At 65.6% G+C, this 22,999-nt stretch carries 24 protein-coding genes; 14 read left to right on the top strand and 10 right to left on the bottom strand.

The window, feature by feature from the left end:
• Positions 1-25: 25 nt before the first annotated feature.
• From GLR48_RS18910 to yddG, 4 genes are all read left to right on the top strand, one after another.
• Positions 26-835, top strand: coding sequence for an EAL domain-containing protein (locus tag GLR48_RS18910; protein WP_237063897.1), 810 nt, complete (start codon positions 26-28; stop codon positions 833-835).
• A 108-nt stretch (positions 836-943) separates the two neighbouring features.
• Positions 944-2,119 (top strand): acetyl-CoA C-acetyltransferase, encoded by a 1,176-nt coding sequence (locus tag GLR48_RS18905; RefSeq protein ID WP_237063895.1) that lies wholly within the window; start codon positions 944-946, stop codon positions 2,117-2,119.
• A gap of 167 nt (positions 2,120-2,286) precedes the next feature.
• Positions 2,287-3,009, top strand: coding sequence for an acetoacetyl-CoA reductase (phbB, locus tag GLR48_RS18900; RefSeq protein ID WP_237063893.1), 723 nt, complete (start codon positions 2,287-2,289; stop codon positions 3,007-3,009).
• Positions 3,010-3,076: 67 nt separating this feature from the next.
• The gene (gene yddG, locus GLR48_RS18895; protein ID WP_237063891.1) at positions 3,077-3,961 is read left to right on the top strand and encodes an aromatic amino acid exporter YddG; all 885 of its coding nucleotides are present in this window, start codon (positions 3,077-3,079) and stop codon (positions 3,959-3,961) included.
• Here yddG and GLR48_RS18890 read toward each other — a convergent pair.
• Together GLR48_RS18890 and GLR48_RS18885 are read right to left on the bottom strand one after the other, a co-directional pair.
• Complete coding sequence (locus GLR48_RS18890; RefSeq protein ID WP_237063890.1) at positions 3,939-4,106, bottom strand: YdcH family protein; 168 nt, start codon at positions 4,104-4,106, stop codon at positions 3,939-3,941. The genes yddG and GLR48_RS18890 overlap by 23 nt on opposite strands.
• Before the next feature lie 226 nt (positions 4,107-4,332).
• Positions 4,333-4,548 carry a putative signal transducing protein gene (locus tag GLR48_RS18885; RefSeq protein WP_237063888.1) on the bottom strand — a complete coding sequence of 72 codons (216 nt, stop codon included), beginning with the start codon at positions 4,546-4,548 and terminating at the stop codon, positions 4,333-4,335.
• A 58-nt stretch (positions 4,549-4,606) separates the two neighbouring features.
• On the opposite strand from GLR48_RS18885, the gene GLR48_RS18880 reads away from it, so the two are divergent.
• Positions 4,607-5,605: a polyprenyl synthetase family protein gene (locus tag GLR48_RS18880; protein WP_237063886.1), complete on the top strand. Its 999-nt coding sequence runs from the start codon at positions 4,607-4,609 to the stop codon at positions 5,603-5,605.
• Between the two features lie 2 nt (positions 5,606-5,607).
• Here the strand turns inward: GLR48_RS18880 and GLR48_RS18875 are convergent, their stop codons facing one another.
• The 3 genes from GLR48_RS18875 to GLR48_RS18865 all read right to left on the bottom strand — a co-directional run bounded on the left by GLR48_RS18875 (position 5,608) and on the right by GLR48_RS18865 (position 9,979).
• Entirely contained in the window at positions 5,608-6,471 is an 864-nt protein-coding gene (locus tag GLR48_RS18875) for a 4-(cytidine 5'-diphospho)-2-C-methyl-D-erythritol kinase (protein WP_237063884.1), read from the bottom strand.
• Entirely contained in the window at positions 6,468-8,216 is a 1,749-nt protein-coding gene (locus GLR48_RS18870) for a tetratricopeptide repeat protein (RefSeq protein WP_237063876.1), read from the bottom strand. The genes GLR48_RS18875 and GLR48_RS18870 overlap by 4 nt, the downstream gene beginning before the upstream one ends.
• A 116-nt stretch (positions 8,217-8,332) precedes the next feature.
• Positions 8,333-9,979, bottom strand: coding sequence for an electron transfer flavoprotein-ubiquinone oxidoreductase (locus GLR48_RS18865; protein ID WP_237063873.1), 1,647 nt, complete (start codon positions 9,977-9,979; stop codon positions 8,333-8,335).
• A gap of 261 nt (positions 9,980-10,240) precedes the next feature.
• On the opposite strand from GLR48_RS18865, the gene greA reads away from it, so the two are divergent.
• The 8 genes from greA (at position 10,241) to GLR48_RS18825 (ending at position 16,491) form a co-directional block, all read left to right on the top strand.
• Positions 10,241-10,711 (top strand): transcription elongation factor GreA, encoded by a 471-nt coding sequence (greA, locus tag GLR48_RS18860; protein WP_237063870.1) that lies wholly within the window; start codon positions 10,241-10,243, stop codon positions 10,709-10,711.
• A 15-nt stretch (positions 10,712-10,726) separates the two neighbouring features.
• Positions 10,727-11,710, top strand: coding sequence for a hypothetical protein (locus GLR48_RS18855; RefSeq protein ID WP_237063868.1), 984 nt, complete (start codon positions 10,727-10,729; stop codon positions 11,708-11,710).
• Between the two features lies 1 nt (position 11,711).
• The gene (locus GLR48_RS18850; RefSeq protein WP_237063866.1) at positions 11,712-12,644 is read left to right on the top strand and encodes an AEC family transporter; all 933 of its coding nucleotides are present in this window, start codon (positions 11,712-11,714) and stop codon (positions 12,642-12,644) included.
• 65 nt (positions 12,645-12,709) lie between these two features.
• On the top strand, positions 12,710-13,537 hold the full coding sequence (gene fghA / locus GLR48_RS18845; RefSeq protein ID WP_237063864.1) for an S-formylglutathione hydrolase: 828 nt from the start codon (positions 12,710-12,712) through the stop codon (positions 13,535-13,537).
• 36 nt (positions 13,538-13,573) lie between these two features.
• Complete coding sequence (locus tag GLR48_RS18840) at positions 13,574-14,017, top strand: YaiI/YqxD family protein (RefSeq protein WP_237063862.1); 444 nt, start codon at positions 13,574-13,576, stop codon at positions 14,015-14,017.
• Positions 14,018-14,020: 3 nt separating this feature from the next.
• Complete coding sequence (locus GLR48_RS18835) at positions 14,021-14,653, top strand: HAD-IA family hydrolase (protein WP_237063860.1); 633 nt, start codon at positions 14,021-14,023, stop codon at positions 14,651-14,653.
• On the top strand, positions 14,650-15,564 hold the full coding sequence (locus GLR48_RS18830) for an ornithine cyclodeaminase family protein (protein ID WP_237063852.1): 915 nt from the start codon (positions 14,650-14,652) through the stop codon (positions 15,562-15,564). Before GLR48_RS18835 ends, GLR48_RS18830 begins: the two co-directional genes overlap by 4 nt.
• Positions 15,565-15,594: 30 nt before the next feature.
• Entirely contained in the window at positions 15,595-16,491 is an 897-nt protein-coding gene (locus GLR48_RS18825) for an alpha/beta fold hydrolase (protein WP_237063850.1), read from the top strand.
• 18 nt (positions 16,492-16,509) lie between these two features.
• On the opposite strand, the gene GLR48_RS18820 is transcribed toward GLR48_RS18825, so the two are convergent.
• Positions 16,510-17,751, bottom strand: a complete 1,242-nt coding sequence (locus GLR48_RS18820) for an MFS transporter (RefSeq protein WP_237063848.1) — start codon at positions 17,749-17,751, stop codon at positions 16,510-16,512.
• Between the two features lie 67 nt (positions 17,752-17,818).
• On the opposite strand from GLR48_RS18820, the gene zapE reads away from it, so the two are divergent.
• Entirely contained in the window at positions 17,819-18,874 is a 1,056-nt protein-coding gene (gene zapE, locus GLR48_RS18815) for a cell division protein ZapE (RefSeq protein ID WP_237064602.1), read from the top strand.
• A 249-nt stretch (positions 18,875-19,123) separates the two neighbouring features.
• Here zapE and GLR48_RS18810 read toward each other — a convergent pair whose 3' ends face one another.
• The 4 genes from GLR48_RS18810 to GLR48_RS18795 all read right to left on the bottom strand — a co-directional run bounded on the left by GLR48_RS18810 (position 19,124) and on the right by GLR48_RS18795 (position 22,979).
• Complete coding sequence (locus tag GLR48_RS18810) at positions 19,124-19,630, bottom strand: hypothetical protein (RefSeq protein WP_237063845.1); 507 nt, start codon at positions 19,628-19,630, stop codon at positions 19,124-19,126.
• Positions 19,631-19,736: 106 nt separating this feature from the next.
• Positions 19,737-21,008 (bottom strand): bifunctional folylpolyglutamate synthase/dihydrofolate synthase, encoded by a 1,272-nt coding sequence (locus GLR48_RS18805; protein ID WP_237064601.1) that lies wholly within the window; start codon positions 21,006-21,008, stop codon positions 19,737-19,739.
• Between the two features lie 29 nt (positions 21,009-21,037).
• A complete protein-coding gene (accD, locus tag GLR48_RS18800; protein ID WP_237063843.1) occupies positions 21,038-21,970 on the bottom strand; it encodes an acetyl-CoA carboxylase, carboxyltransferase subunit beta in 933 nt (310 codons plus the stop codon).
• Between the two features lie 58 nt (positions 21,971-22,028).
• Entirely contained in the window at positions 22,029-22,979 is a 951-nt protein-coding gene (locus tag GLR48_RS18795) for a CPBP family intramembrane glutamic endopeptidase (protein ID WP_237063841.1), read from the bottom strand.
• Positions 22,980-22,999 lie beyond the last annotated feature (20 nt).

The raw sequence follows: 22,999 nt of genomic DNA, 5'->3' as shown, positions 1-22,999 counted from the left end.
AAGGCCCGCAAATGGATTCCATGTCATGTCGCAGACCCGCCTTCACGCGTCGCCCGATCGGGATGAAGATTTCAGCGATCCGTTGCAGTTCGCCTTTGCCAGCCGTGATGCGGATACGCCGCATCTGGTGTCGCAGGCGCTGGATCAGGGGCGGGCGCAGCTGGCGTTCCAGCCGATCGTGGTGGCCGCCGACCCCACCAAGGTCGCCTTTTACGAAGGGTTGATCCGCCTGCTGGACAATGCGGGCCGCGTCATTCCCGCCGCCAATTTCATGCCGCAGGTGACGGACACGGCAATCGGGCGGCGCATCGACGTGCTGACGCTGGACCTTGCACTGCGGATGCTGCGGCAGACTCCGGCGATGCGGTTGTCGGTCAACGTCTCGGCCCGGTCGCTGGGGGACTGGCGCTGGCGCCAGACGCTGGAAGCGGGGCTGGCGGAACGTGGGGCGCTGGGCGAGCGGCTGATCTTCGAGATCAGCGAAACCTCGGCCATGATGCTGCACGAGGTCGTCATGCGCTTCATGGAAGACATGCAGCCGCGCGGCGTGGCCTTTGCGCTGGACGGGTTCGGGGGTGGGATGACGGCGTTCCGGCATCTGAAGGATTTCTATTTTGACATGGTGAAGGTCGACAAGACCTTCGTGAAGGGGATCGCCGACGACCCCGATAATCAGGTTCTGATCGAGGCGCTGGTCACTGTCGCCCACCAGTTCGAGATGTTCGCCATCGTGGAAGGCGTCGAAAACGCCCGCGATGCCCGGTGGTTGCAAAGCATCCGTGTCGATTGCCTGCAGGGCTATTACATCGGCGCGCCGAAGTTCGGGATCGATTAGGCGGTTCCCGTTGCCCTTCCGTGGCGTGCGGCATACATTCGTGCCCAAGACGCGGAGGGGACGACATGAAGACCCTTCTGCGGCCTGCAACCGCTAGAAAGGGTTAACATGACCAATGTCGTGATCGCGTCCGCCGGGCGCACTGCTGTCGGGAGCTTCCTCGGCTCGTTCGCCGCCACGCCCGCCCACGATCTGGGTGCCGCCATGCTGGAAGGCATCGTGGAACGCGCCGGGATCGACAAATCCGAGGTGAGCGAGACCATTCTGGGTCAGGTGCTGACCGCGGCGCAGGGCCAGAACCCGGCGCGGCAGGCGCATATCAACGCAGGCCTGCCGATCGAATCCGCCGCCTGGTCGCTGAACCAGGTCTGCGGGTCGGGGCTGCGGGCCGTGGCGATCGCCGCACAGCATATCCAGTTGGGCGACGCCACGATCATCGCTGCCGGCGGGCAGGAGAACATGTCGATGTCACCCCATGCCGCCAACCTGCGGCAGGGCCACAAGATGGGCGACGTGAGCTATATCGACACCATGATCAAGGACGGCCTCTGGGACGCTTTCAACGGCTATCACATGGGGCAGACCGCTGAAAACGTGGCTGAAAAATACCAGATCAGCCGCGATCAGCAGGACCAGTTCGCGGTCGCATCGCAGAACAAGGCCGAGGCCGCGCAGAAGGCCGGCAAGTTCAAGGACGAGATCATTCCCTTCACCATCAAGACCCGCAAGGGCGAGGTCGTGATGGACGCGGACGAATACATCCGCCACGGTGCCACGATGGAGGCGATGCAGAAACTGCGCCCCGCCTTCACCAAGGACGGCTCTGTCACGGCGGCCAACGCATCCGGCCTGAATGACGGGGCAGCCGGTTGCATCCTGATGACCGCCGACGAGGCGGAAAAGCGCGGGATCGAGCCGCTGGCGCGGATCGTGTCCTATGCGACGGCCGGTCTGGACCCCAAGATCATGGGCGTCGGCCCGATCTATGCCTCGCGCAAGGCACTGGAAAAGGCCGGCTGGAAAGCCGCCGATCTGGAACTGGTCGAGGCGAACGAAGCCTTTGCCGCACAGGCCTGTGCTGTGAACAAGGAAATGGGCTGGGATCCCCAGATCGTGAACGTCAACGGCGGCGCCATCGCCATCGGCCACCCGATCGGTGCCTCGGGTGCGCGCGTTCTGAACACGCTGCTTTTTGAAATGAAGCGCCGCGGCGTGAAAAAGGGCCTCGCGACCCTGTGCATCGGCGGCGGCATGGGTGTGGCCATGTGCGTCGAACGCCCCTGAGCCCAATGATGTGCCCGCATCCTGACAGGGTGCGGGCATCCCGCGTGCGGCCTTGGTCTGCCGCAGATCTGAAAATCCAAAATTGAAATAGAAAATCACCACGAAACCGGTGGACGCAATTTTATTGCGCGTTACACTGAATTTTACGATCTAGGGAGGATACGATCATGGCACGAGTGGCACTTGTCACCGGCGGCACGCGCGGCATCGGCGCGGCCATTGCAACCGCACTGAAGGAGGCCGGCTATACCGTCGCCGCGACCTATGCGGGCAATGACGAAAAGGCGAAAGCCTTTACCGACGCACACGGCATCAAGACATATAAATGGGACGTCGGCAGCTATGACGCCTGCAAGGCCGGCATCGCGGGGATCGAGGCGGAGTTGGGCCCGATCGAGGTGCTGGTCAACAACGCCGGCATCACCCGCGATGCGCCGTTCCACAAAATGACGCCGGACCAGTGGAACGAGGTCATCGGCACCAACCTGACCGGTGTGTTCAACATGACCCACCCGGTCTGGCCCGGCATGCGCGAGCGTAAGTTCGGGCGGATCATCACGATTTCCTCGATCAACGGGCAGAAGGGGCAGTTTGCGCAGGCGAACTACTCGGCCGCCAAGGCGGGCGACATCGGCTTTACCAAGGCGTTGGCACAGGAAGGCGCGCGCGCTGGCATCACCGTCAACGTGATCTGCCCGGGCTATATCAACACCGACATGATGGCGACGATCCCGGAAAAGATCATGGACCAGATCGTCGGCAACATCCCCGTCGGCCGCCTGGGCGAGCCCGGAGAGATCGCCCGTGCGGTCGTGTTCCTCGCATCCGACGACGCGGCGTTCATCACCGGCGCCACGCTGACGGCGAACGGTGGGCAATATATGGCCTGACGCCGATTGGCGTGCTAGGCGCGAAAGGCCGGGGCATGTCCCCGGCCTTTTGCATGGGGGCAACGGGATGACACGCAAAGCTGCGACGCTGACGGGCTTTGTCGCCGTGCTGCTGTGGTCCTTGCTGGCGGTGCTGACGGTTCTGACATCCCCCGTTCCGCCGTTCCAGCTGGCGGCGCTGACCTTTGCGGTCGGTGCCATGGTCGGGCTGATCTGGGGGGGCATGACCGGCACGCTGGGGCTGCTGCGCACGGTGCCGCTGTCGGTTTACGCGGTCGGGACGCTGGGCCTGTTCGGGTATCATGCGCTGTATTTCTCGGCCTTGCGGCTGGCGCCACCGGCAGAGGCCGGGCTGATCGCCTACCTCTGGCCGTTGTTGATCGTGCTGCTGTCGGGACTGCTGCCGGGCGAGGTGCTGCGGCGCGGCCATGTGGCGGGGGCGGCGCTGGGCTTTGCGGGGGCGGCACTGATCATTCTGGGGGGGCGGGGTGTCGCGGGGACGGGCGCCTTTGTGGGGTATGCCCTGGCGCTGCTTTGTGCGTTCTTCTGGTCCGGCTATTCTGTTTTGTCCCGGCGTTTTGGTGCCGTGCCGACAGTCAGCGTGACGGTTTTTTGCGCGGCAACTGCCGTGCTGTCAGGGGGCGTCCACATGGTGACAGAGGTCACGATCGCACCGACAGCCACCGGGTGGCTGGCGATTGCGGGGCTGGGTCTGGGGCCGGTGGGTCTTGCGTTCTTCGTCTGGGATATCGGCGTCAAGCGCGGCGACATCCAGTTGCTGGGGACTGCATCCTATGCGGCACCGGTGCTGTCCACGATTGTGCTGGTTCTGGCGGGTCAGTCGCCGTTCACATGGGCCTTGGCCGGGGCGACCCTGCTGATCGTGGGTGGGGCTGCACTGGCCGCAAGGGCCAGCGCAGCAACGCGGGTCAGTGCGCCGACAGGCGGGTGATTTCCTGCTTGATCATCAGCTTCTGTTTCTTCAGGCGCGAGATTTCCTGATCGTCCGTCGCCGGGTGACGCTGCAAGGTCTCGACCGAGTCGGACAGGGTCTGGTGCTTCTTTTTCAGTTCCTCAACGTGCGAACTCAAGCTCATGGTCGGCTCCTTTTGCTGTCATTGAACAGTTACATTGCAGCACAGACCAAAGCCAAAGTCACGGAGTTTGACATGATCCTGCCGCCCAACCACTTTCCGACGCAATTATTGCCAAGAAGTTAATTGCGTTACGGCAATTTTTTGCCATTGCCGGGAACTTGAGGGGCGTGAGCGTGGTAATAGGCGTCGCCGATCCCCATCTGTCGCGCGGGTGATGTTGCGGCCCTCAGGGCGAGGTGTCGATCTGCGCGTCGCGCATTACGGCCCGCGCCATGAACAGGTCGCGGTCGGCCACCATGACGCGGCGCGGCAATATGCCAAGGCTGCCGTCGAGGATGCTCATGTTTACGTCAAACTGGAAACAGGTTATGTCCTCGGCGTCCAGAAGGGCGGTCGCAAGGGCGATGACGGTCGGGTCATTGGTGCGCAGCAGTTCTTTCATGGGCGAAACCTATGCGGCACCTGCGCCCTTGTCCATTCAGCCTGCGAAAGTCCCCTCCATGAGCCTCGATCACGCCTCTTCGAAACCGCACGAACGTCTGGCCGCGGCGCTGGCCGAGGATATGGCGGCGGTGAACGACATGATCGCGGCACGCATGGCGTCGGAGCATGCGCCGCGCATCCCCGAAGTGACGGCGCATCTGGTGAATGCGGGCGGCAAGCGGTTGCGCCCGATGCTGACGCTGGCTGCAGCGCGGCTGTGCGGCTACGACGGGCCTTACCATATCCATCTGGCGGCGACGGTGGAGTTCATCCATACCGCGACGCTGCTGCACGACGACGTCGTGGACGAAAGCGACAAGCGGCGTGGGCGGCCGACGGCGAACCTGCTGTGGGACAATACCTCGAGCGTGCTGGTGGGTGATTACCTGTTCGCCCGCAGCTTTCAGCTGATGGTCGAGACGGGCAGCCTGCGGGTGCTGGATATCCTTGCCAATGCCGCCGCGACGATTGCCGAAGGCGAGGTGCTGCAACTGACCGCGGCGCGCAACATCAAGACGACCGAGGACACCTATCTGAAGGTCGTGCGCGGCAAGACTGCGGCGCTGTTTTCGGCCGCGACGGAAGTGGGCGGCGTGATTGCTGCCGCGCCCGAGGATCAGGTCGCGGCGCTGCATGCCTACGGCGATGCGCTGGGCATCGCGTTCCAGATCGTGGATGACCTGCTGGACTGGCAGGGCGGGGCCGGCATCGGCAAGAATGTTGGCGACGATTTCCGCGAGGGCAAGCTGACGTTGCCGGTGATCCGCGCGATTGCCGCGGGCGACAGCGAGGACCGGGTGTTCTGGACACGGACGCTGGAAAAGCGCGTGATCGAGGCAGGCGATCAGGATCGCGCGCTGGCGCTGCTGGAGCAGTACGGCACGCTGGACAGCACGCGCGCCGATGCGCTGATGTGGGCAGAGCGGGCCAAGACGTCGCTGACCGCCCTGCCGGATCACGCGATCCGCGGGATGCTGACGGATCTGGCGGATTACGTCGTGGCCCGTCTGGTCTGACGTCAGGCGCGCTGGATGGCGGCAGGTGCGACCCACCAGGCCATTTCAGCCACCTGAACCGCGCGGGCGGTCAGGCGGGCGGTGGCCATGTCGCCGACCAGCGCCCAGCATGTCGCGCCCGATCCCGACAGGCCCACTGTCTTGACCGCAGGCAGGCGGCGCAACCGGTCGAGCACGCGGTCAATGTCGGGGGCGATGCGGCGCGCGGTGTCCAGCAGGTCGTTGCGCTGATCCGCCAGCCAGACCGCGAAATCGTCGAAGGTCATGTCGTCCGGCACAGCCGCCATCGGATCGTTGTGGCGCGATGTGAGCGCCTTGAAGACCTGCGGTGTCGGCGTTTCGACCCGCGGATTGACCAGCACGAGGGCGCAGTCAGGCAATGCGGGTGCCGCGGCAATGTGGTCGCCCATGCCCGTCATATGCAGCGGGCCGGGGCCTGACAGGCAGGCCGGGACATCGGCGCCGAGGGCCAGCACCTCTGGATGGTCGGCGGGCAGGGGGGCCACGCCCCAGAATTTTGCGAGCACGGTTAACGTGGCCGCCGCGTCGGCAGAGCCGCCGCCGACGCCCGCCGCGTGAGGCAAGTTCTTTTCCAGTTGCAGCAGCGCGCCGCGGTCCACGCCGCGCACCCGCGCCAGCGCGTGGGCTGCGCGCAGCACGAGGTTACGCTCATCCGTCGGCACGCCCTGCGCGAAGGGGCCGCCGACGGTCAGGCGCAGGTCGGGGGCGGGCTGCACCGTCAGCCGGTCACCCAGATCGACGAAGACAACCAGCGAATCGAGCATGTGGTAGCCGTCGTCGCGCTGGCCGGTCACGTGCAGCGTCAGGTTGACCTTGGCGGGGGCGTCTGCGGTCAGCCTGCTCATTGTGCGGGATCGGCGGCGACGCGGGTGGGTGCCAGCCCTTCGTCGCTGCGAACCGCATCGAGGCCACGGTCCAGCTTGGCGCGGATTCGCGCGGCAAGCTCCGGCTCGGGATCGAAGGACAGGGACCGCTGCCACTGGAAGCGCGCCTCTCTCACGCGGCCCACGGCCCAGTAGGCGTCGCCCAGATGGTCGTTGACCACGGCGTCGGTCGCCTCCAGCGAGGCTGCCTTTTCCATCGGGTCGATGGCGTCCTCGTAGCGGCCCAGCTGGAAATAGACCCAGCCCAGCGAATCAACGATAGCACCGTTGTCCGGCTGATCCGCGACCGCGCGTTCGATCATGCCAAGGGCCTCGTCCAGCTTCTCGCCCCGTTCGACCAGCGAATAGCCCAGATAGTTCAGCACCTGCGGCTGATCGGGGTTCAGGGCGAGGGCGGCGCGAAAGTCGGATTCTGCCGCGGTCCATTGATCGAGGTCGTGGTGGACGACCCCGCGGGTGTATAGCACGACCCAGCGGTTCGGGTCGGCGTCGGGGTAAAGGTCGAGGGCGGCACTGTAGGCGGTGACGGCCCCGGTCAGGTCGCCTGCGTCACGCAGGACATCGCCCAGCTTGGACTGCACGAAGGGCAGATCGGGATGAGTGCGCGCGAGGGACTGGGCGACTTCGGTCGCGACGGCAGTATCGCCGGATTTGCGCAGGGTGTCGATGCGGCCCAGTTCGGCGTTGACGAAGGCGGGCGCGTCTTGCGGCACCTGCGCGAAGGCGGCAGAGGCCAAGTCATACTGATCGAGGTTCTGCAGCAAGGCGGCGGAAAGCATCGCGGCGTCGGCATTCTGCGGGGCCAGCAGTTGTGCGACGCGGGCGTATTGCAGGGTGTAATCCTCGCGCGTCTCGACCGCCAGCAGGCTGGCGATCATGAAGGCGACCTCTGCCACGCCGTCGCGGGGGCTGGTCACGATGTCGAAGGGGATCGGGGAGTCGCCTTCCAGCCGCATGCGCAGGTCCGCGATTTGTGGGTCCATGGTGGCCCCAAAGGCCGCGTCGAGGGTTGCGATAGCGTCGGCGTTCCGGCCCATCTGCGACAGCACTTGCGCGCGGGCGATCACGGCGCGGGGGCTGAAGGCGGTGGCGCCGGGGCCGGGGTCCGCGAGGATCGCATCGGCGCCTTCGTAGTCACCGACCGAGGCGAGTGCCAGCGCCTTGTGGAAGCGGCCGTAGGGGGCCATGCCGTCGGTGGCGATGACGGCGTCGAAGGCGGCCAGCGCCTCTGTCATGTTGCCAAGGCCCAAGGTCGCCCAGGCCTTTGTCAGGCCGTCGAACAGGGGGCTGACGCCTTGGCCCGCGTCGATATCGGCCACGATCCCGGCCCAGTCGTCGCGGCGCGCGGCGTCGGCGATCAGGACCATGTTGCCGACCTGACTGCCGAAGCCGCCGTTGCGCAGCTCTTGTGCGATGGGCTTGGCGTCGTCGATTTGCGCCATGGCGAGGTAGGCGATGACGCTGCCTTCCAGCAGGGCAGGATTGCCGGGGTCGATGACGCGGGCCTGATCGTACCAGTTCGCGGCGGCGGCGTAATCGCTGCGGCCCGCAGCGTTGCGGGCGGCGAGGTAAGCCCCGGCGTCGGGCGTATCGGTGCCGGTCACGGCGATGGCCGGGGTGGCGGGCGCCTGCGTATCCTGTGCCGCAGCACCTGCTGCCATCAGAATACCCGCAAGGATCGCGCCGGTCGAAATAAGTCTTTTCACGTGTGCATGCGCCTGTCTGTCGGTTCAGGGCGCAGCCTATGCCCCGGACGGCACCTGTGCAATCGCAGCACCGTCACAGGGACTTGAACGGGCGGACCTTCGCCCGCCCGGATCGGTCACATATTGGGGTAATTCGGGCCGTCGCCGCCCTGCGGCACGGTCCACTCGATGTTCTGGCTGGGGTCCTTGATGTCGCAGGTCTTGCAGTGGACACAGTTCTGGAAGTTGATCTGGAACTTCGTATCCTCGCCCGTGCCCACGAATTCATAGACCCCCGCCGGGCAATACCGGGCCGAGGGGCCGGCGTATTCGGGCAGGTTCACCTTGACCGGGATCGAGGGGTCTTTGAGTTTAAGGTGCGCGGGCTGGCTTTCCTCGTGGTTGGTGAAGCTGAAGGCCACGTTGGTCAGCCGGTCGAAGGACAGTTTGCCGTCGGGCTTTGGGTAGTCGATGGGTGTGTGCTGGTCGGCATGCTCTGTCGCCTCGGCGTCGGTCTTGCCGTGTCCCAACGTGCCGAGGAACGAGAAGCCCAGCGTGTTGGTCCACATGTCGAGGCCACCGACGGCGAGCGAGGTGGCGAGGCCGTATTTCGACCAGAGCGGTTTGACGTTGCGGACCTTTTTCAGGTCGGTGCCGATCGGTCCGGATTTCACTGCCTTGTCGTAGTCGGCCAGCGTATCGCCCGACCGGCCTGCGGCAATCGCCGCATGGGCGGATTCGGCGGCGTGGATGCCGGACAGCATGGCATTGTGGTTGCCCTTGATCCGGGGCACGTTCACGAGGCCGGCCGAGCAGCCCAGCAGCGCGCCGCCGGGAAAGGCCATCTGCGGGATCGACTGGAAACCGCCTTCGGAGATCGCGCGGGCGCCGTAGGCCACGCGCTTGCCGCCTTCCAGCAGGTCGGCCACCATCGGATGGTGCTTGAAGCGCTGGAATTCCATGTAGGGGAAAAGGTAGGGATTCTTGTAGTTCAGGTGGACGACGAAGCCCACGTAGACCTGATTGTTGTCGATGTGATAGATGAACGACCCGCCGCCGGCATTCTTGCCCAAGGGCCAGCCCATCGTGTGGGTCACGGTGCCGGGCTTGTGCTTGGTGGGGTCGATTTCCCAGATTTCCTTCATGCCGAGGCCGTATTTCTGCGGCTCGGAATTCTTGGCGAGGTTGTATTTCGCGATGACCTGCTTGGACAGCGACCCGCGCACGCCTTCAGACAGGAAGACGTATTTGCCCAGCAGTTCCATGCCGGGCTCGTAGCTGGACCCTTCGGTGCCGTCGGCGTTCTTGCCGAATTCACCGGCCACGACGCCGGCGATGCGGCCGTCCTCACCCCAGACCAGTTCGGAACAGGACATGCCCGGGAAGATTTCGACGCCAAGCGCTTCGGCCTGTTCGGCCATCCAGCGGCAGACGTTCGCCATGCTGACGATGTAATTGCCGTGGTTGTTCATCAGCGGCGGCATCGGGAAATTGGGCACGCGGATCTTGCCCGCCTCGCCCAGCAGATAGAAGTTATCCTCTTTCACCGGCACGGTGATGGGCGCGCCGCGATCTTTCCAGTCGGGCATCAGGCGGTCGAGGCCGCTGGTGTCAAGCACGGCACCCGACAGGATGTGGGCGCCGACCTCTGACCCCTTTTCCAGCACGACGACGGACAGATCCGCGTCCAGTTGTTTCAGACGGATCGCGGCAGAGAGGCCCGCAGGCCCCGCGCCGACGATGACGACGTCGTATTCCATTGCTTCGCGTGCGGTCTCGGCCATGTGGGTCATCCCTTGAAAGGTCACGGAATTAAGTTGTGCATCGGGTTACAGGACCACGGCGGGTGGGGCAATCGCGACACGACGTTAAATGCCACACATGCGGCACCTTGGCAGGTCCTGCCGATACCGCGACAGGGTCAGACACCTGCATCCGCGCGCCCAACGATCTGCCTGCAGTTGCCGCTTGTGCTTGACTTTGCACTGCCCCCATACGCTATGAACGTTCGATTGATGCAACCTGCCGCCATAAGGGGCCCCACCATGGACAAGATCCCGCTGACCGCAGCTGGCTACAAGAAACTCGACGAAGAACTCAAGCACCTCAAGTCGGTGGAGCGTCCGGCGATCATCCGCGCCATTTCAGAGGCGCGCGAACACGGCGACCTGTCCGAGAACGCGGAATATCATTCCGCCAAGGAAAAGCAGTCCTTCATCGAAGGGCGCGTGAAAGAGCTGGAAGGCGTGCTGTCGCTGGCCGACGTCATCAACCCGGCCAAGATGTCGGGCACCGTCAAGTTCGGTGCGACCGTGTATCTGGTGGACGAGGATACGGACGAGGAGAAGACCTTTCAGATCGTCGGCGAATACGAGGCCGATATCGAAAAGGGCCGTCTGAACATGAAGTCTCCGCTGGCGCGGGCGCTGATCGGCAAGGACGAGGGCGACAGCGTCGAGGTCCGCACCCCGGGCGGAGACAAGGCCTACGAAATCGCCAAGATCGAATTCAAGTAGCAGGCGGACGCCCCCATGGTCGACGGCCAGCACAAACCGACCTTTGTCAACGACACGGGCCTGTCCCGGGTCGAACTGCTGGCCATCGGGCTGGGCGGGCTGTGGGTCGTGGTGGTCGGCATCTATGCCCTGATGATGCCAGCGGCCCCGGCAGGGGCCGGTGCATTGCAGGGGCTGGTCCTGATGATGACCGTCTTTCTGCCGGTCGCGATGTTCTGGGTCGCGGCCACGGCGGCGCGCACGACGCGGATCCTGCGCGACGAATCCACGCGCCTGCAGGCGGCGATCGACGCGTTGCGGGCCGCCTATGTGGCGGACCGCAAAAGCAACCCGAGCGCCCCCACGGTCGAAGCCCGTCTGAACGAGATCGCGCAGACGGCGCGCAAGACGGAAACGGCGCTTGCGACCTTCACCACCTCGCGCGATCCGGTCACGAAGCCAAAGCTTGCGATCACTGCGATTCGTGCGGCCACGCCCGACGAACAGCCGACGCTGGCGCTGGGCACCCGCGAGGAGGATGCCGCACCGCCCTTGCCCAACGTCGATTTCATCCGCGCGCTGAACTTTCCCGACAACGACCGCGACAAGCCCGGCTTTGACGCCCTGCGGCGCGCCCTGAAGGACCGCCGCGCGCGGCAACTGGTGCAGGCCGCACAGGACGTTCTGACCTTGCTGAGCCAGGACGGCATCTACATGGACGACCTGACGCCCGACCGCGCGCGGTCCGAGATCTGGCGCCGCTTTGCGCTGGGCGAGCGGGGGCGGTCGATGGCGGCGCTGGGCGGCATCCGCGACCGCAGCTCGCTGGCGCTGTCAGCGGGACGGATGCGCGAAGACACGATCTTTCGCGATGCGGCGCACCATTTCCTGCGCCTGTTCGACAAGGCGCTGGTCAGCTTCGAGGCAGAGGCCACGGACGAGGAACTGGCCGCTTTTGCCGATACCCGCACGGCGCGCGCCTTCATGCTGCTGGGCCGCGTGACCGGGGCCTTCGACTGACGTGCTGGCGATCTTTCTGCAGACGCTGCCGTTCTTCGCGATCATCGGCCTTGGGTACGGCGCGGGACGCACCGGGTTCTTTTCCGAGGCGGCAACGGCGAGCCTGACCAAGTTCGTCTTCTACTTCGCCCTGTCCGCCCTGCTGTTCCGCTTTTCCGCGAACCTGAGCCTGTCGGAGGTCTTCGACTGGAATTTCGTGCTGGCCTACCTGTGCGGGACGGGGGCGATCTATCTGGTGGCCACGGTGGTCGCGGTGGTCCGCCGCCTGTCCATCGCAGAGGCGGCCGTCGAGGCGCAGGTCGCGGTGATCGGCAACGTCGGCTTCCTCGGCATCCCGATGCTGACGCTGCTGCTGGGGCCGGAGGCGATCGGGCCGAACATGATGGTGCTGTCGGTCGACCTGATCGTCTTCGGCTCGCTGATCGTGGTGCTGATCACCGGCAGCCGCGACGGACGGGTCCATGTCGGTGTGCTGAAGACCGTGGCGCTGGGCCTGCTGAAGAACCCGATGATCGTGTCGATCGTGCTGGGACTGACGGTGTCCGCGCTGGCGCTGCCGATTCCCAAGCCTTTGAACGATTTCGTGGCGCTGCTCGGCGGGGCTGCGACGCCCGGCGCGCTCTTCGCCATCGGGGCGTCGCTGGCGTCCAAGTCGGCGGAACGGATGTCCGTCGCGGTCTGGCTGTCGACGTGCAAGCTGGTGTTGCACCCGGCGTCGGTCGCGGTCTTCGCGCTGCTGGTCTTCGACGTCGACCGCTATGCGGCGGGCGTGATGATCGCGGCGGCGTCATTGCCGGTGGCGGGCAACGTCTACATGCTGGCGCAGCACTACCGGGTGGCGCCGCAGCGGGTGTCGGCGGCGATCCTCGTGTCGACGGCCTTCAGCATCCTGACGGTGTCTCTGGTGATCGCACTGGTGGCGACTGGGCCATAAGGCGGGGTTCACAGGCGGATGCGACTGCGCTAGCCATGCGGCAACCCGAAACGGAGGAGACGCAGATGGAAACCAAATCCGAAAACCGCAGCTTTGGCGGCACGCAGGGCGTCTATACCCACGCCAGCAAAGCCACCGGCACCGACATGACCTTTGCGCTGTTCCTGCCGGAAGAGGCTGCGACCGGCCCGGTCCCGTTGCTGTGGTTCCTGTCCGGCCTGACCTGCACGCATGACAACGCCATGACCAAGGCGGGCGCGCAGCAGTGGTGTGCGGCCCAAGGGCTCGGTCTGGTCTTCCCCGACACCTCGCCGCGCGGCGAGGGTGTGGCGAATGACGAGGCCTATGACATGGGGCAGGGCGCCGGATTCTATATCGACGCGACGGAAAGCCCCTGGACACCGCATTTCAAGATGGAATCGTATATCACCAAGGACCTGACCGACCTTCTGGCGGCGGAATTCCCGCTGGATATGGACCGGCAGGCGATCACGGGCCATTCGATGGGCGGCCACGGCGCGCTGACGCTGGCGATGAAGCACCCGGGGCGGTTCCGGTCGGTGTCGGCCTTCTCTCCGATCTGCCATCCGACCGCGTCGGACTGGGGGCGCAAGCAGTTCACCGGCTATCTGGGCAAGGATGCGGACTGGACAGGTCACGACGCGACTCTGCTGATGAAGGATCGCGGCTTCGACGGGCCTGTGCTTGTGGATCAGGGGACGGACGACCAGTTCTATGACCTGCTGAACACCGGCGATTTCGCCGCCGCCTGTGCGGCGCGCCGTCAGGACGCGACGGTGCGGCTGCACAAGGGCTACGATCACAGCTATTTCTTCATCTCCACCTTCATGGAAGAGCATGTCGATTTCCACGCGCAGGCGCTTTACGCATGAGGCCGTGCCCGTGATCGTCGGACCGGAGGGACGCGCTTGATCTACGTCGATGCGGATGCCTGCCCGGTCAAGGCCGAGGTGGCGCGTGTCGCCACGCGCCACCGGGTGAAGACCTTTGTCGTGTCGAACGGCGGCATTCGGCCGTCGGTCAATCCGCTGATCGAGACGATCGTGGTGCCCGACGGGCCAGACGTGGCCGACATGTGGATCGCCGACCGCGCGACCCGGGGGGATATCGTCATCACCGGCGATATCCCCCTGGCCGCGCGCTGCGTCGAGAACGGCGCGCAGGTGCTGAAACATAACGGCGAGGCGCTGACGCCCGCCAATATCGGCAACATCCTTGCCACCCGCGACCTGATGGCGGACATGCGCGCCGCCGATCCGTTCCGTCAAGGCGGTGGGCGGCCGTTTTCGAAGGCCGACCGGTCCCGCTTCCTCGACGCCCTCGAACGCGCGCTGCGCGCAGCCAAAGGATAGACCATGCCTGTCACACCGACCGTCAAGGCCGTCGTCTTCGACATCGGCAACGTGCTGATCGAATGGCAGCCGGAGCGTTTCTATGATGCGCGCGTGGGTGAGGCGCGCCGGCGCGAGATGTTTGCGACGCTCGACCTGCACGGCATGAACGACGGCGTGGACCGGGGCGATCACTTTCATGACGCGGCGACGGCGTTTGCCGCCGCCAACCCGGACTGGCACGCCGAGATCATGATGTGGCACGACAACTGGGCGGATATGGCCAGCCCGGCCATCGACCACTCAGTTAGACTGTTGCGCGCCCTGCGGGCGGAGGGGGTGCCCTGTCTGGCCTTGTCCAATTTCGGCATCCAGACCTTTGAGATTGCCGAAAAACGGTATGATTTCTTGCACGAATTCGATCAGCGCTACATTTCAGGCCATCTGGGCGTCATCAAGCCCGACGCCGAGATCTATGCCCGGCTGGAGGCCGATTGCGGCGTGGCCCCCGGCGATCTGCTGTTCACCGACGACCGGATCGACAACATCCGCGCCGCTGACCGGCGCGGCTGGCAGACCCATCTGTTCGACGGACCCCGCGCCTTTGCCGGGCGCCTGATCGCCGAAGGCTTGCTGACGCCGGAGCAGGCCGTATGACCCAGACCATCCCCTTTGAGGCCGAACGCCACCTCGACTGGCTGGCGCTGACCGACGCGCTGGCGGCGGGGCACGATCTGCCCGCGGCGAAGGTCGAGGACGTGTTTCTGTACCAAGGCGACAACACGCTGCTGAACCGGTCCGCGTGGATCGCGGGGCTGGGCCTGCTGGTCAAGGCCGCGACGGTCTTTCCGGGCAACCCCGCCAAGGGCAAGCCGATGGTCGGCGGGGCGGTGAACCTGATGTCGGACGCGGACGGCAGCTTGCGCGCGATCCTCGATTTCGCACTGGTGACCAAGTGGAAGACCGCCGGTGACAGCCTGCTGGCCGCGCGGCGTCTGGCGCGTCCCGACAGCCGGCGCATCCTGATCGTGGGGGCAGGGACCGTGGGGCGCAGCCTGCTGGCGGCTTACGGGGCCGCGTTTCCGGACGCGCAGTTCACGGTCTGGAACCGCTCGCCCAAGGGCGCGGCTGACTTTGCCGCGGCCCATCCCGGCATAGCTGTCGCGGACGATCTGGAAACCGCCGTGCGCGCGGCGGACATCGTGACCTCTGCCACCATGTCCACCAGTCCGATCATCATGGGCGACTGGCTGCAACCGGGCCAGCACATCGACCTGATCGGCGCCTACCGCCCCGACATGCGAGAGGCTGACGATGACGCGATCCGCCGCGCCCGCGTCTTTGTCGACAACCGGCACACGACGATGGAGCATATCGGAGAGCTAAAGGCGCCCCTTGCCGCCGGCGTCATCGCACCGGAGCATGTGATTGCGGATTATTACGACCTGCCGTCATTCCAGCGCCACACGCCCGACGAAATCACCCTGTTCAAGAACGGTGGAGGCGCGCATCTGGACCTGATGACCGCCGATTACATTCTGAGGGCCGTTGCGGATGCTGCTGACTGACTTGACGATAAGCACGGGGCTGGCGGGCGCATGATCCTCGCGCTGATTCTTGCGGCGCTGGCGGGCATCGCGCTGGTCCCGATTTTCCAAGAGGCGCGGCGTCATCCGGTCAGCGCCGTCGACCGCGCCGCCGCCCCCGGGGATTGCGTGGCGCTGTCGCAGGGCCAGACCTATCTGCGCTGGCACGGTCCGGCGCGGGGTCCGGTCATCGTGGCGATCCATGGGCTGACCACGCCGTCACCGGTGTTCGATGCGCTGGCGGGCTTTCTGGGCGGGTTGGGCTACCGTGTGCTGACCTATGACCTCTATGGGCGCGGTTTGTCGGATCAGGTGCCGGGACCGCAGAACGCGGCGTATTTCCTGCGACAGCTGGACGATTTGCTGACCCACGAAAAGCTGAGCGAGGACGTGATCCTGATGGGTTATTCCATGGGGGGCGCGATTGCTGCGGCCTTTGCCGCCGCCCAGCCGCACCGTGTGGCGCAGGTGATTCTGCTGGCCCCCGCCGGCATGGCGCTGAACGAGACGCGGTTCTGGCACCTTGCTCGCCGCGTGCCGGTGCTTGGCGAATGGCTGGTCGGCAGCTTCGGCGCGCGGCTGCTGGCGGCAGAGGCTGCGGGCGATACGCCCGTCGGTCGTGCGCAACGCGCTGGTCTGGCGCGGCGTGGATACCTCTCGGCCGTGCTGTCCAGCCGCAGGCATTTCTTGTCGGTCAGCCAACAACCGGCGCACCGCTTTCTGGGGCGGGAGGACGTGCCGGTGACGGCGATCTGGGGCGGTCAGGATCCGGTGATCCCGCTGCAGGCGCTGGGTCTGTTGGCCCAGTGGAATCGCAACGCCCTGCAGGATGTCGTCCCCGATGCCGACCACAGCCTGCCGTGGCGCCATGCCGAAGCAGTGGCCGAGATCCTGCGCGACAGGCCCTGAAGGGGCCCTGACGACGTCTCAGGCGAGGGCAGTGGCGGTCGGACGGGACTCTTTGATCGGCAGGTGGACGATGGCGCTGAATGCGCCGACGCCGATTCCGATCCACCAGACGGCGGTGTAGTTGCCGAAGGCATCGAACAGCCGCCCGCCGAGCCAGACCCCCATGAAGCTGCCCAACTGGTGCGAGAAGAACACGATCCCGTAAAGCGTGCCCATGTAGCGCAAGCCGTAAAGGTGTGCCACGAGGCCCGAAGTCAGCGGCACCGTGGCGAGCCAGAGGCTGCCCATGGCGAGGCTGAAGAGGATCACCGTGGCCGGCGTCACGGGTGTTAGGATGAAGGCTGCGGCGACCAGCGTCCGCCCGGTGTAGATGCCCGCCAGCAGATATTTGCGCGGAAACCGCTTGCCTGCCCAGCCCGCCAGCAGCGTGCCCGCGATATTGGCCAGCCCGATCAGGGAAATCGCGATGGCCCCCAGCGCGCTGGTCGTGGTGATGCCAAGGCCCGCAAGGACGCCGCCCGCCATGATCGGACCGCACATCTCGGTCACGAAGGCGGGGAAGTGGGCGGTGATGAACCCAAGCTGATAGCCGCAGGAAAAGAAGCCGATGAAGATCAGCGCGAATGAGGGATCGCGGATGGCCCGGTTCAGGATCGTGCCCATGCTCTCCTCCAGCACGGCCTTTGACACCGGGGCGGGGCTGCGCATCAGCGGCAGCACGGCGAGGGACGCGAGGATCAGGGCGGCAAACACGAGGAACACGCTTTGCCACGCCATCATGGACAGCAGCCATTCCGCCAGCGGCGCGCCGAAGACCTGCCCGGCAGAGCCTGCGGCGGTCGCCACGGCGAGCGCCATCGACCGGTTGTCGTCGCTGGCCGCACGCCCCACGACGGCGAGGATGACGCCGAAGCCTGTGCCGGCGATGCCGAAGCCGACCAGAACCTCTGTCATCTGGGCCGCCAGTGGCGTGGTGGCGCCCGCCGACAGCACGAGGCCGATCGCGTAGCAGACAGCCCCCAGCACGATCGCCTTGCGGTCGCCAAGCCGTTCGGCGATCGCGCCGAAGAACGGCTGGCCGAAGCCCCAGGCGAGGTTCTGGATCGCGATGGCGAGGCTGAACTCGGCCCGCGGCCAGTTGAACTCTTGCGCGATGGGGATCTGGAAGACACCGAAGGACGCACGGATTGCAAAGCCGGTCATGATGATGACGCAGCCTGCGATGAGGACGGGGTTCACAAGGGGACTGCGCTGTTCCATGGCGCAGATTGAAAGCCACCTTCGCGAATTGTCAATCGGGCGCGCACCGCCTAAGTCATCCTCCATGATGACCGTGACCCAAGCCTATACCGCCGCCGTGGCCGATGGCCGCCTGACCCGAGATGCCGCACAGGAAGGCGTGCTGAGCGAGCTTGACCGCATTCAGGCGGCGCTGGCAGAACCGGTGAAGAAAGGCCTGTTCCGCAAGGCCGCCCCGCCGCCAAAGGGGCTTTACATGTGGGGTGGCGTGGGGCGGGGCAAGTCGATGCTGATGGATCTGGCCTATGCCCAGATCGACGCGCCCAAACGGCGGCAACATTTCCATGCCTTCATGCAATGGGTCCACGCCGAGATCGCAGAGGCCCGCAAGACCGGCGTGAACGACGCGATCAAGCCGGTCGCGGCCAAGCTGGTGGCCGACATCCGGCTGCTGGCGTTCGACGAGATGCAGATCAGCGACATTACCGACGCGATGATCGTGGGTCGTCTGTTCGAGGCGCTGTTCGCCGCGGGCGTCACCGTCATCACCACATCGAACCGGCCGCCGAGTGATCTGTACAAGAACGGGCTGAACCGCGAAATCTTTCTGCCGTTCATCGCCCTGCTGAAGGACCGGATGGTCGTGCATGAACTGGCGGCGGCGACGGATTACCGGCAGGGCCGGCTGGCGGGGGCGGAAAGCTATTTCACGCCCGCCAACGCTGACAGCCGCGCCCGGATCGCCGCGATCTGGGAGGATATCAGCCAAGGCGAAAGCGCGCCGCTGACCTTGCGGATCAAGGGGCGCGACGTGGTGCTGCCGCAGTATCACAACGGCGTCGCGCGGGCGTCGTTCTATGACCTGTGCGGCAAACCGCTGGGGGCGGCGGATTATCTGGCGCTGGCTGATGCCGTGCGCGTGCTGATCCTGGAAGACATCCCGTCGCTCGGGCGCGACAACTTCAACGAGGCGAAGCGGTTCGTCACGCTGGTCGACGCCCTGTACGAAGCGCGGGTCCGGCTGATCTGCAGTGCTGCTGCAGAGCCTGAGTATCTTTACCGCGAGGGCGAAGGGTCGTTCGAATTCGAACGCACCGCCAGCCGTCTGCGCGAGATGCAGGCAGAGGGTTGGGGGCAGGGGTGATGCGGTACGGCGATGCGGACAGAGTAATATGGGGCTGATCGATGGCGTTAATCTTGGTTAACGGATTTTTGGAAATGTCAAGGATTGTAGTGGCCCCTAAATACAAAAAAGCAGGCTAAATGCCTGCTTTTTTGCCCTGCCTCACTGCCCAGAGGGTACGACGGTTGATCCGCCTGTTCACGCTCTCGTTGCAGTAACCTTAATGTGAGCAGTGATTCGGCGTCAATCCCCTGATTCGCGAATCGGCATTTAACTTGTGGGGATGGTGACAGAGCAGTCCGGCGACACGGGGTCGAATGTGGCCACCAGTGGCGTTTCGGGCGGGACGCTGCTGGTATGGACGTAGGTGCCGTTCACGCAGATGTCTTGCGCATAGTTGCCGGAGTTGAAGCCGAAGCCGGGGCTGCCGCAGTTCTGCACGTTGCCGTCGGCGTTCCAGCCCTGCGAATGAGGACCCGCAAAGCTGCCGCCGGTCAGAAAGGTCATCGTCAGGGGAGCAAAGCGCATGTGCCAGGTCGCACCATGCGCGGCGCGGCTGTTGTCCCAGGTGCCCAGCAGCCGGCCGTCCTTGTAACCGGCGATCTTGAACTGCGTGACATCCGCCTCTGTCACGATGGCACGCTGCATCAGGGGATCCGGGATCTGCATCCGCCCGGTCATGGTATAGCCTTCGGCGCCCTGCCAGCAGAAATTCACCGTGGCGGCAAAGGATGAGACAGGCACACAGGTGGCCACGAGAGCGAGGACGCGTAACATGATGAAATCCGGTCTGTTCTATGAAACAAGAATGGCAGGCCGGACCCCGGCCGCGCATTCGAATGACTAACAGATCGTTAACGACGAAGGGCCGAACGGGTTCCGCCTAGACCGGGCCGCCGGTGCCATTCAGGCGCAAAACATGTCCGGCAAGGTAGAGTGAGCCGCAGATCAGAATCCTGACCGGTCCTGCGGCGGACAGGTCCCGCAGTGCCGTTTCGACGTCGGGCGCGGTCGTGGCGGGCAGGCCGACGGTGGCGGCGTGCTGCGCCGTCTCGGCGGCGGGGATCGTCGCGGCCTCGCCGGGGATCGACACGGCCGTCAGGCTGGCGGCGACGGTTGCCAAGGGGGCAAGGTAGCCCGCGATATCCTTGGTGTTCAGCATGCCGCAGATCAGATGAGTCGGGCGCGGGGGCAGGGCAGCCAGCGTCGCGGCAAGGACCAGACCGGCGGCGGGGTTGTGGCCGCCGTCCAGCCACAGCTCTGCCGGGCGGGCGAGGTCGACCAGCGCGCCGGTCGTCAGGCGCTGCATGCGGGCGGGCCATGTCACCTGCGTCATGGCCTTGGTGCAACAGTCTTCGTCGGTCGCGGACTGTCCGGCGGTGGCGGACAGGTGACGCAGGGCGGCGATCGCCATGCCGGCGTTGCCGATCTGGTGCGGGCCGGGCAGGGCGGGCAGCGGCAGGTCCAGCAGGCCACGCTCGTCCTGATAGATCAGGCGGTCGCGTTCGGTCGTCACGTGCCAGTGCTGGCCGTGGACCAGCAGGGGGGCGCCGACGCGGGCAGCGCGCGCCTCGATCACGTCAAGGCCTTCGTCGTGCTGGGGGCCGACGACGCAAGGCACGCCGCGTTTCAGGATGCCCGCCTTTTCGCCGGCAATCAGCGCCAGCGTGTCACCGAGGTAGCTTTGGTGGTCCAGATCGACCGGCGTGATGACCGTCAGGGCAGGCTTTGCCACCACGTTCGTCGCGTCCAGACGACCGCCGAGGCCGACCTCCAGCAAGGTGTAATCCGCGGGCGTTTCGGCAAAGGCGAGCAGGGCCGCGACGGTCGTGATCTCGAAATAGGTGATCGGGTCGGGGCCGTTGGCGGTATGGGTGCGATCCAGCAGCGCGGTCAGCGCGTCCTCTGAAATCAGCGACCCGGCCAGGCGGATGCGTTCGTGGAACCGGGCAAGGTGCGGCGAGGTATAGGCGTGGACAGTCGCGCCCCGCGCCTCCAGCCCGGCGCGGATCATGGCCTGCGTGCTGCCCTTGCCGTTGGTGCCGGCGATGTGGATCACCGGTGGCAGACGGTCCTGCGGATTGTCCAGACGGTCGAGCAGGCGCCAGACGCGGTCCAGCGTCAGGTCGATCACCTTGGGGTGCAGGGACATCATCCGCGCGAGGATGACGTCGGAACCCGGCGTCACGGCTGGACCGGCAGCGCCGCCTTGTCGTCCAGGGCGTGGCTGTCGATATGCGGCGGCGGCAGATCGCCCCGGACGGCGGGGGGCAGTTTGGTCAGGATGCGGACGATGGTGATGAGTTCGTCTTTCAGGTCCGTGCGCTTGGTCACGCGGTCCAGCATGCCGTGATCCAGCAGGTATTCGGCGCGCTGGAACCCTTCGGGCAGTTTCTCACCGATGGTCTGTTCGATGACGCGGGCACCGGCAAAGCCGATCAGCGCGTTGGGTTCCGCGATCTGCACGTCGCCCAGCATGGCGTAGGATGCGGTCACACCCCCCGTCGTGGGGTGCGTCAGCACGACGATGTAAGGCAGGCCCGCCTCTTTCAGCATCTGCACGGCGATGGTCGTGCGCGGCATCTGCATCAGGCCAAGGATGCCTTCCTGCATGCGCGCGCCACCGGCGGCGGAAAACAGGATCAGCGGGCGGCCCATTTCGACGCTGCGCTCAGCTGCGGCGACGATGGCGTTGCCGACATACATCGACATCGACCCGCCCATGAAGCTGAAGTCCTGCACGGCGGCGACGATGGGGGTGCGCCCGATCTCGCCCTCTGCCACCAGCATCGCGTCACGCTCGCCGGTCTTCTTGCGCGCTTCCTTCAGGCGGTCGGTGTATTTCTTCTGGTCGCGGAATTGCAGCGGGTCCGCCACGGGGTCCGGCACCTTGACGTCGGTGTAGATGCCGCCGTCGAACAGGGCGGTCAGCCGGTCGCGGGCGGTGATCGGCATGTGGTGGCCGCAATTGGTGCAGACGTTCAGGTTGTCGGCCAGTTCGCGGTGGAACAGCATCGTGCCGCACTCGGGGCATTTCGTCCACAGGTTGTCGGGCACTTCACGCCGGGAAAACAACGAGTTGATCGTCGGGCGGACGTAGTTCGTGATCCAGTTCATCGCGGCTTACCTATCAGCTTTATCGCCCCGAAATAGGCTGTTGCCGGGTCGAATGCAATCAAGCCCTGATCGCGATGCGCGCGGCCAGCCACATCACCAGCACGCCCATCGCCGAATAGGCCAGATCGAAGAGCGTGGCTGTGGTCGCCAGCCCCTCCAGCCCCGCGGTATTGATGGTCTCGGCGGTGTCGGGCAGCAGGAACAGGGCCAGCCCGAAACCGGGCGCCCCCATGAAGCCCAGCACGAGGGCCGCAAAGAGGTTGTTGCCCAGATGCAGGCCGATGGCAGCGCCGAGGTTGCCGGTGCGCGCGGTCAGGTCTGCACAGGCAGCACCCAGCATCGCCGCCCAGACGGCCCACATCGCGCCTTCGGCCAGACCGTCGCCGTTCAGCAGGTGGCTGGTGCCGAAATAGACTGAGGGCAGCAGCATCCAGACGCGCTTTTTCAGACTGACCGCGGCGAGTTGCTGGGTCAGGTAGCCGCGGAAGTAGATCTCCTCTGTCGTGACCTGCAGCAGGATCGCGAGGGCGGCGGGGATCAGCCACAAGAACCAGTGGCCAAGGGGGGCGAGGATCAGGTCGCGCAGGTCCGGGGCCAGATCGAAGGGTTGCTGCACCAGCAAAACGAGGCAGACCGCGACCAGCACGCGCCCCAGATCGCGCAGCAACGGGCCAAAAGGCCCGGTCAGACTGGCGGGGCCGCGGCGGTGCAGCAGGGCGATCAGCACCAGCAGGGCCGCCAGATCAAGGCCGAAGCCCGCGTAATTCAGCGTCTCCAGCACCGCGTCGGGCCAGGACCAGTTGATATAGGGATCGAGGATGTAGGGTGTCGTGGAAAAGGCGACCTCGAACCCGATGATGACGAGGGCCACCCGCCACAGGCCGGGCAGGGCCAGCGCGGGGCGGCGAAAGGTGCGCAGGGCGCTGTAGGCTGTGGGCAGGGACATGGGGCAGGTGTGGCGCAGCTGCGGTGGCTGCGCAATGTCCGAACGCGCGGCAGGGCTCTGCATTGCGTCTTGTGTCGCGGCAA

Origin of the sequence: Loktanella sp. M215 (genome assembly GCF_021735925.1) — a bacterium.
In the GTDB taxonomy this organism is placed as follows: Bacteria; Pseudomonadota; Alphaproteobacteria; order Rhodobacterales; family Rhodobacteraceae; genus Loktanella.
This window is presented reverse-complemented; position numbering and strand designations above follow the sequence as displayed.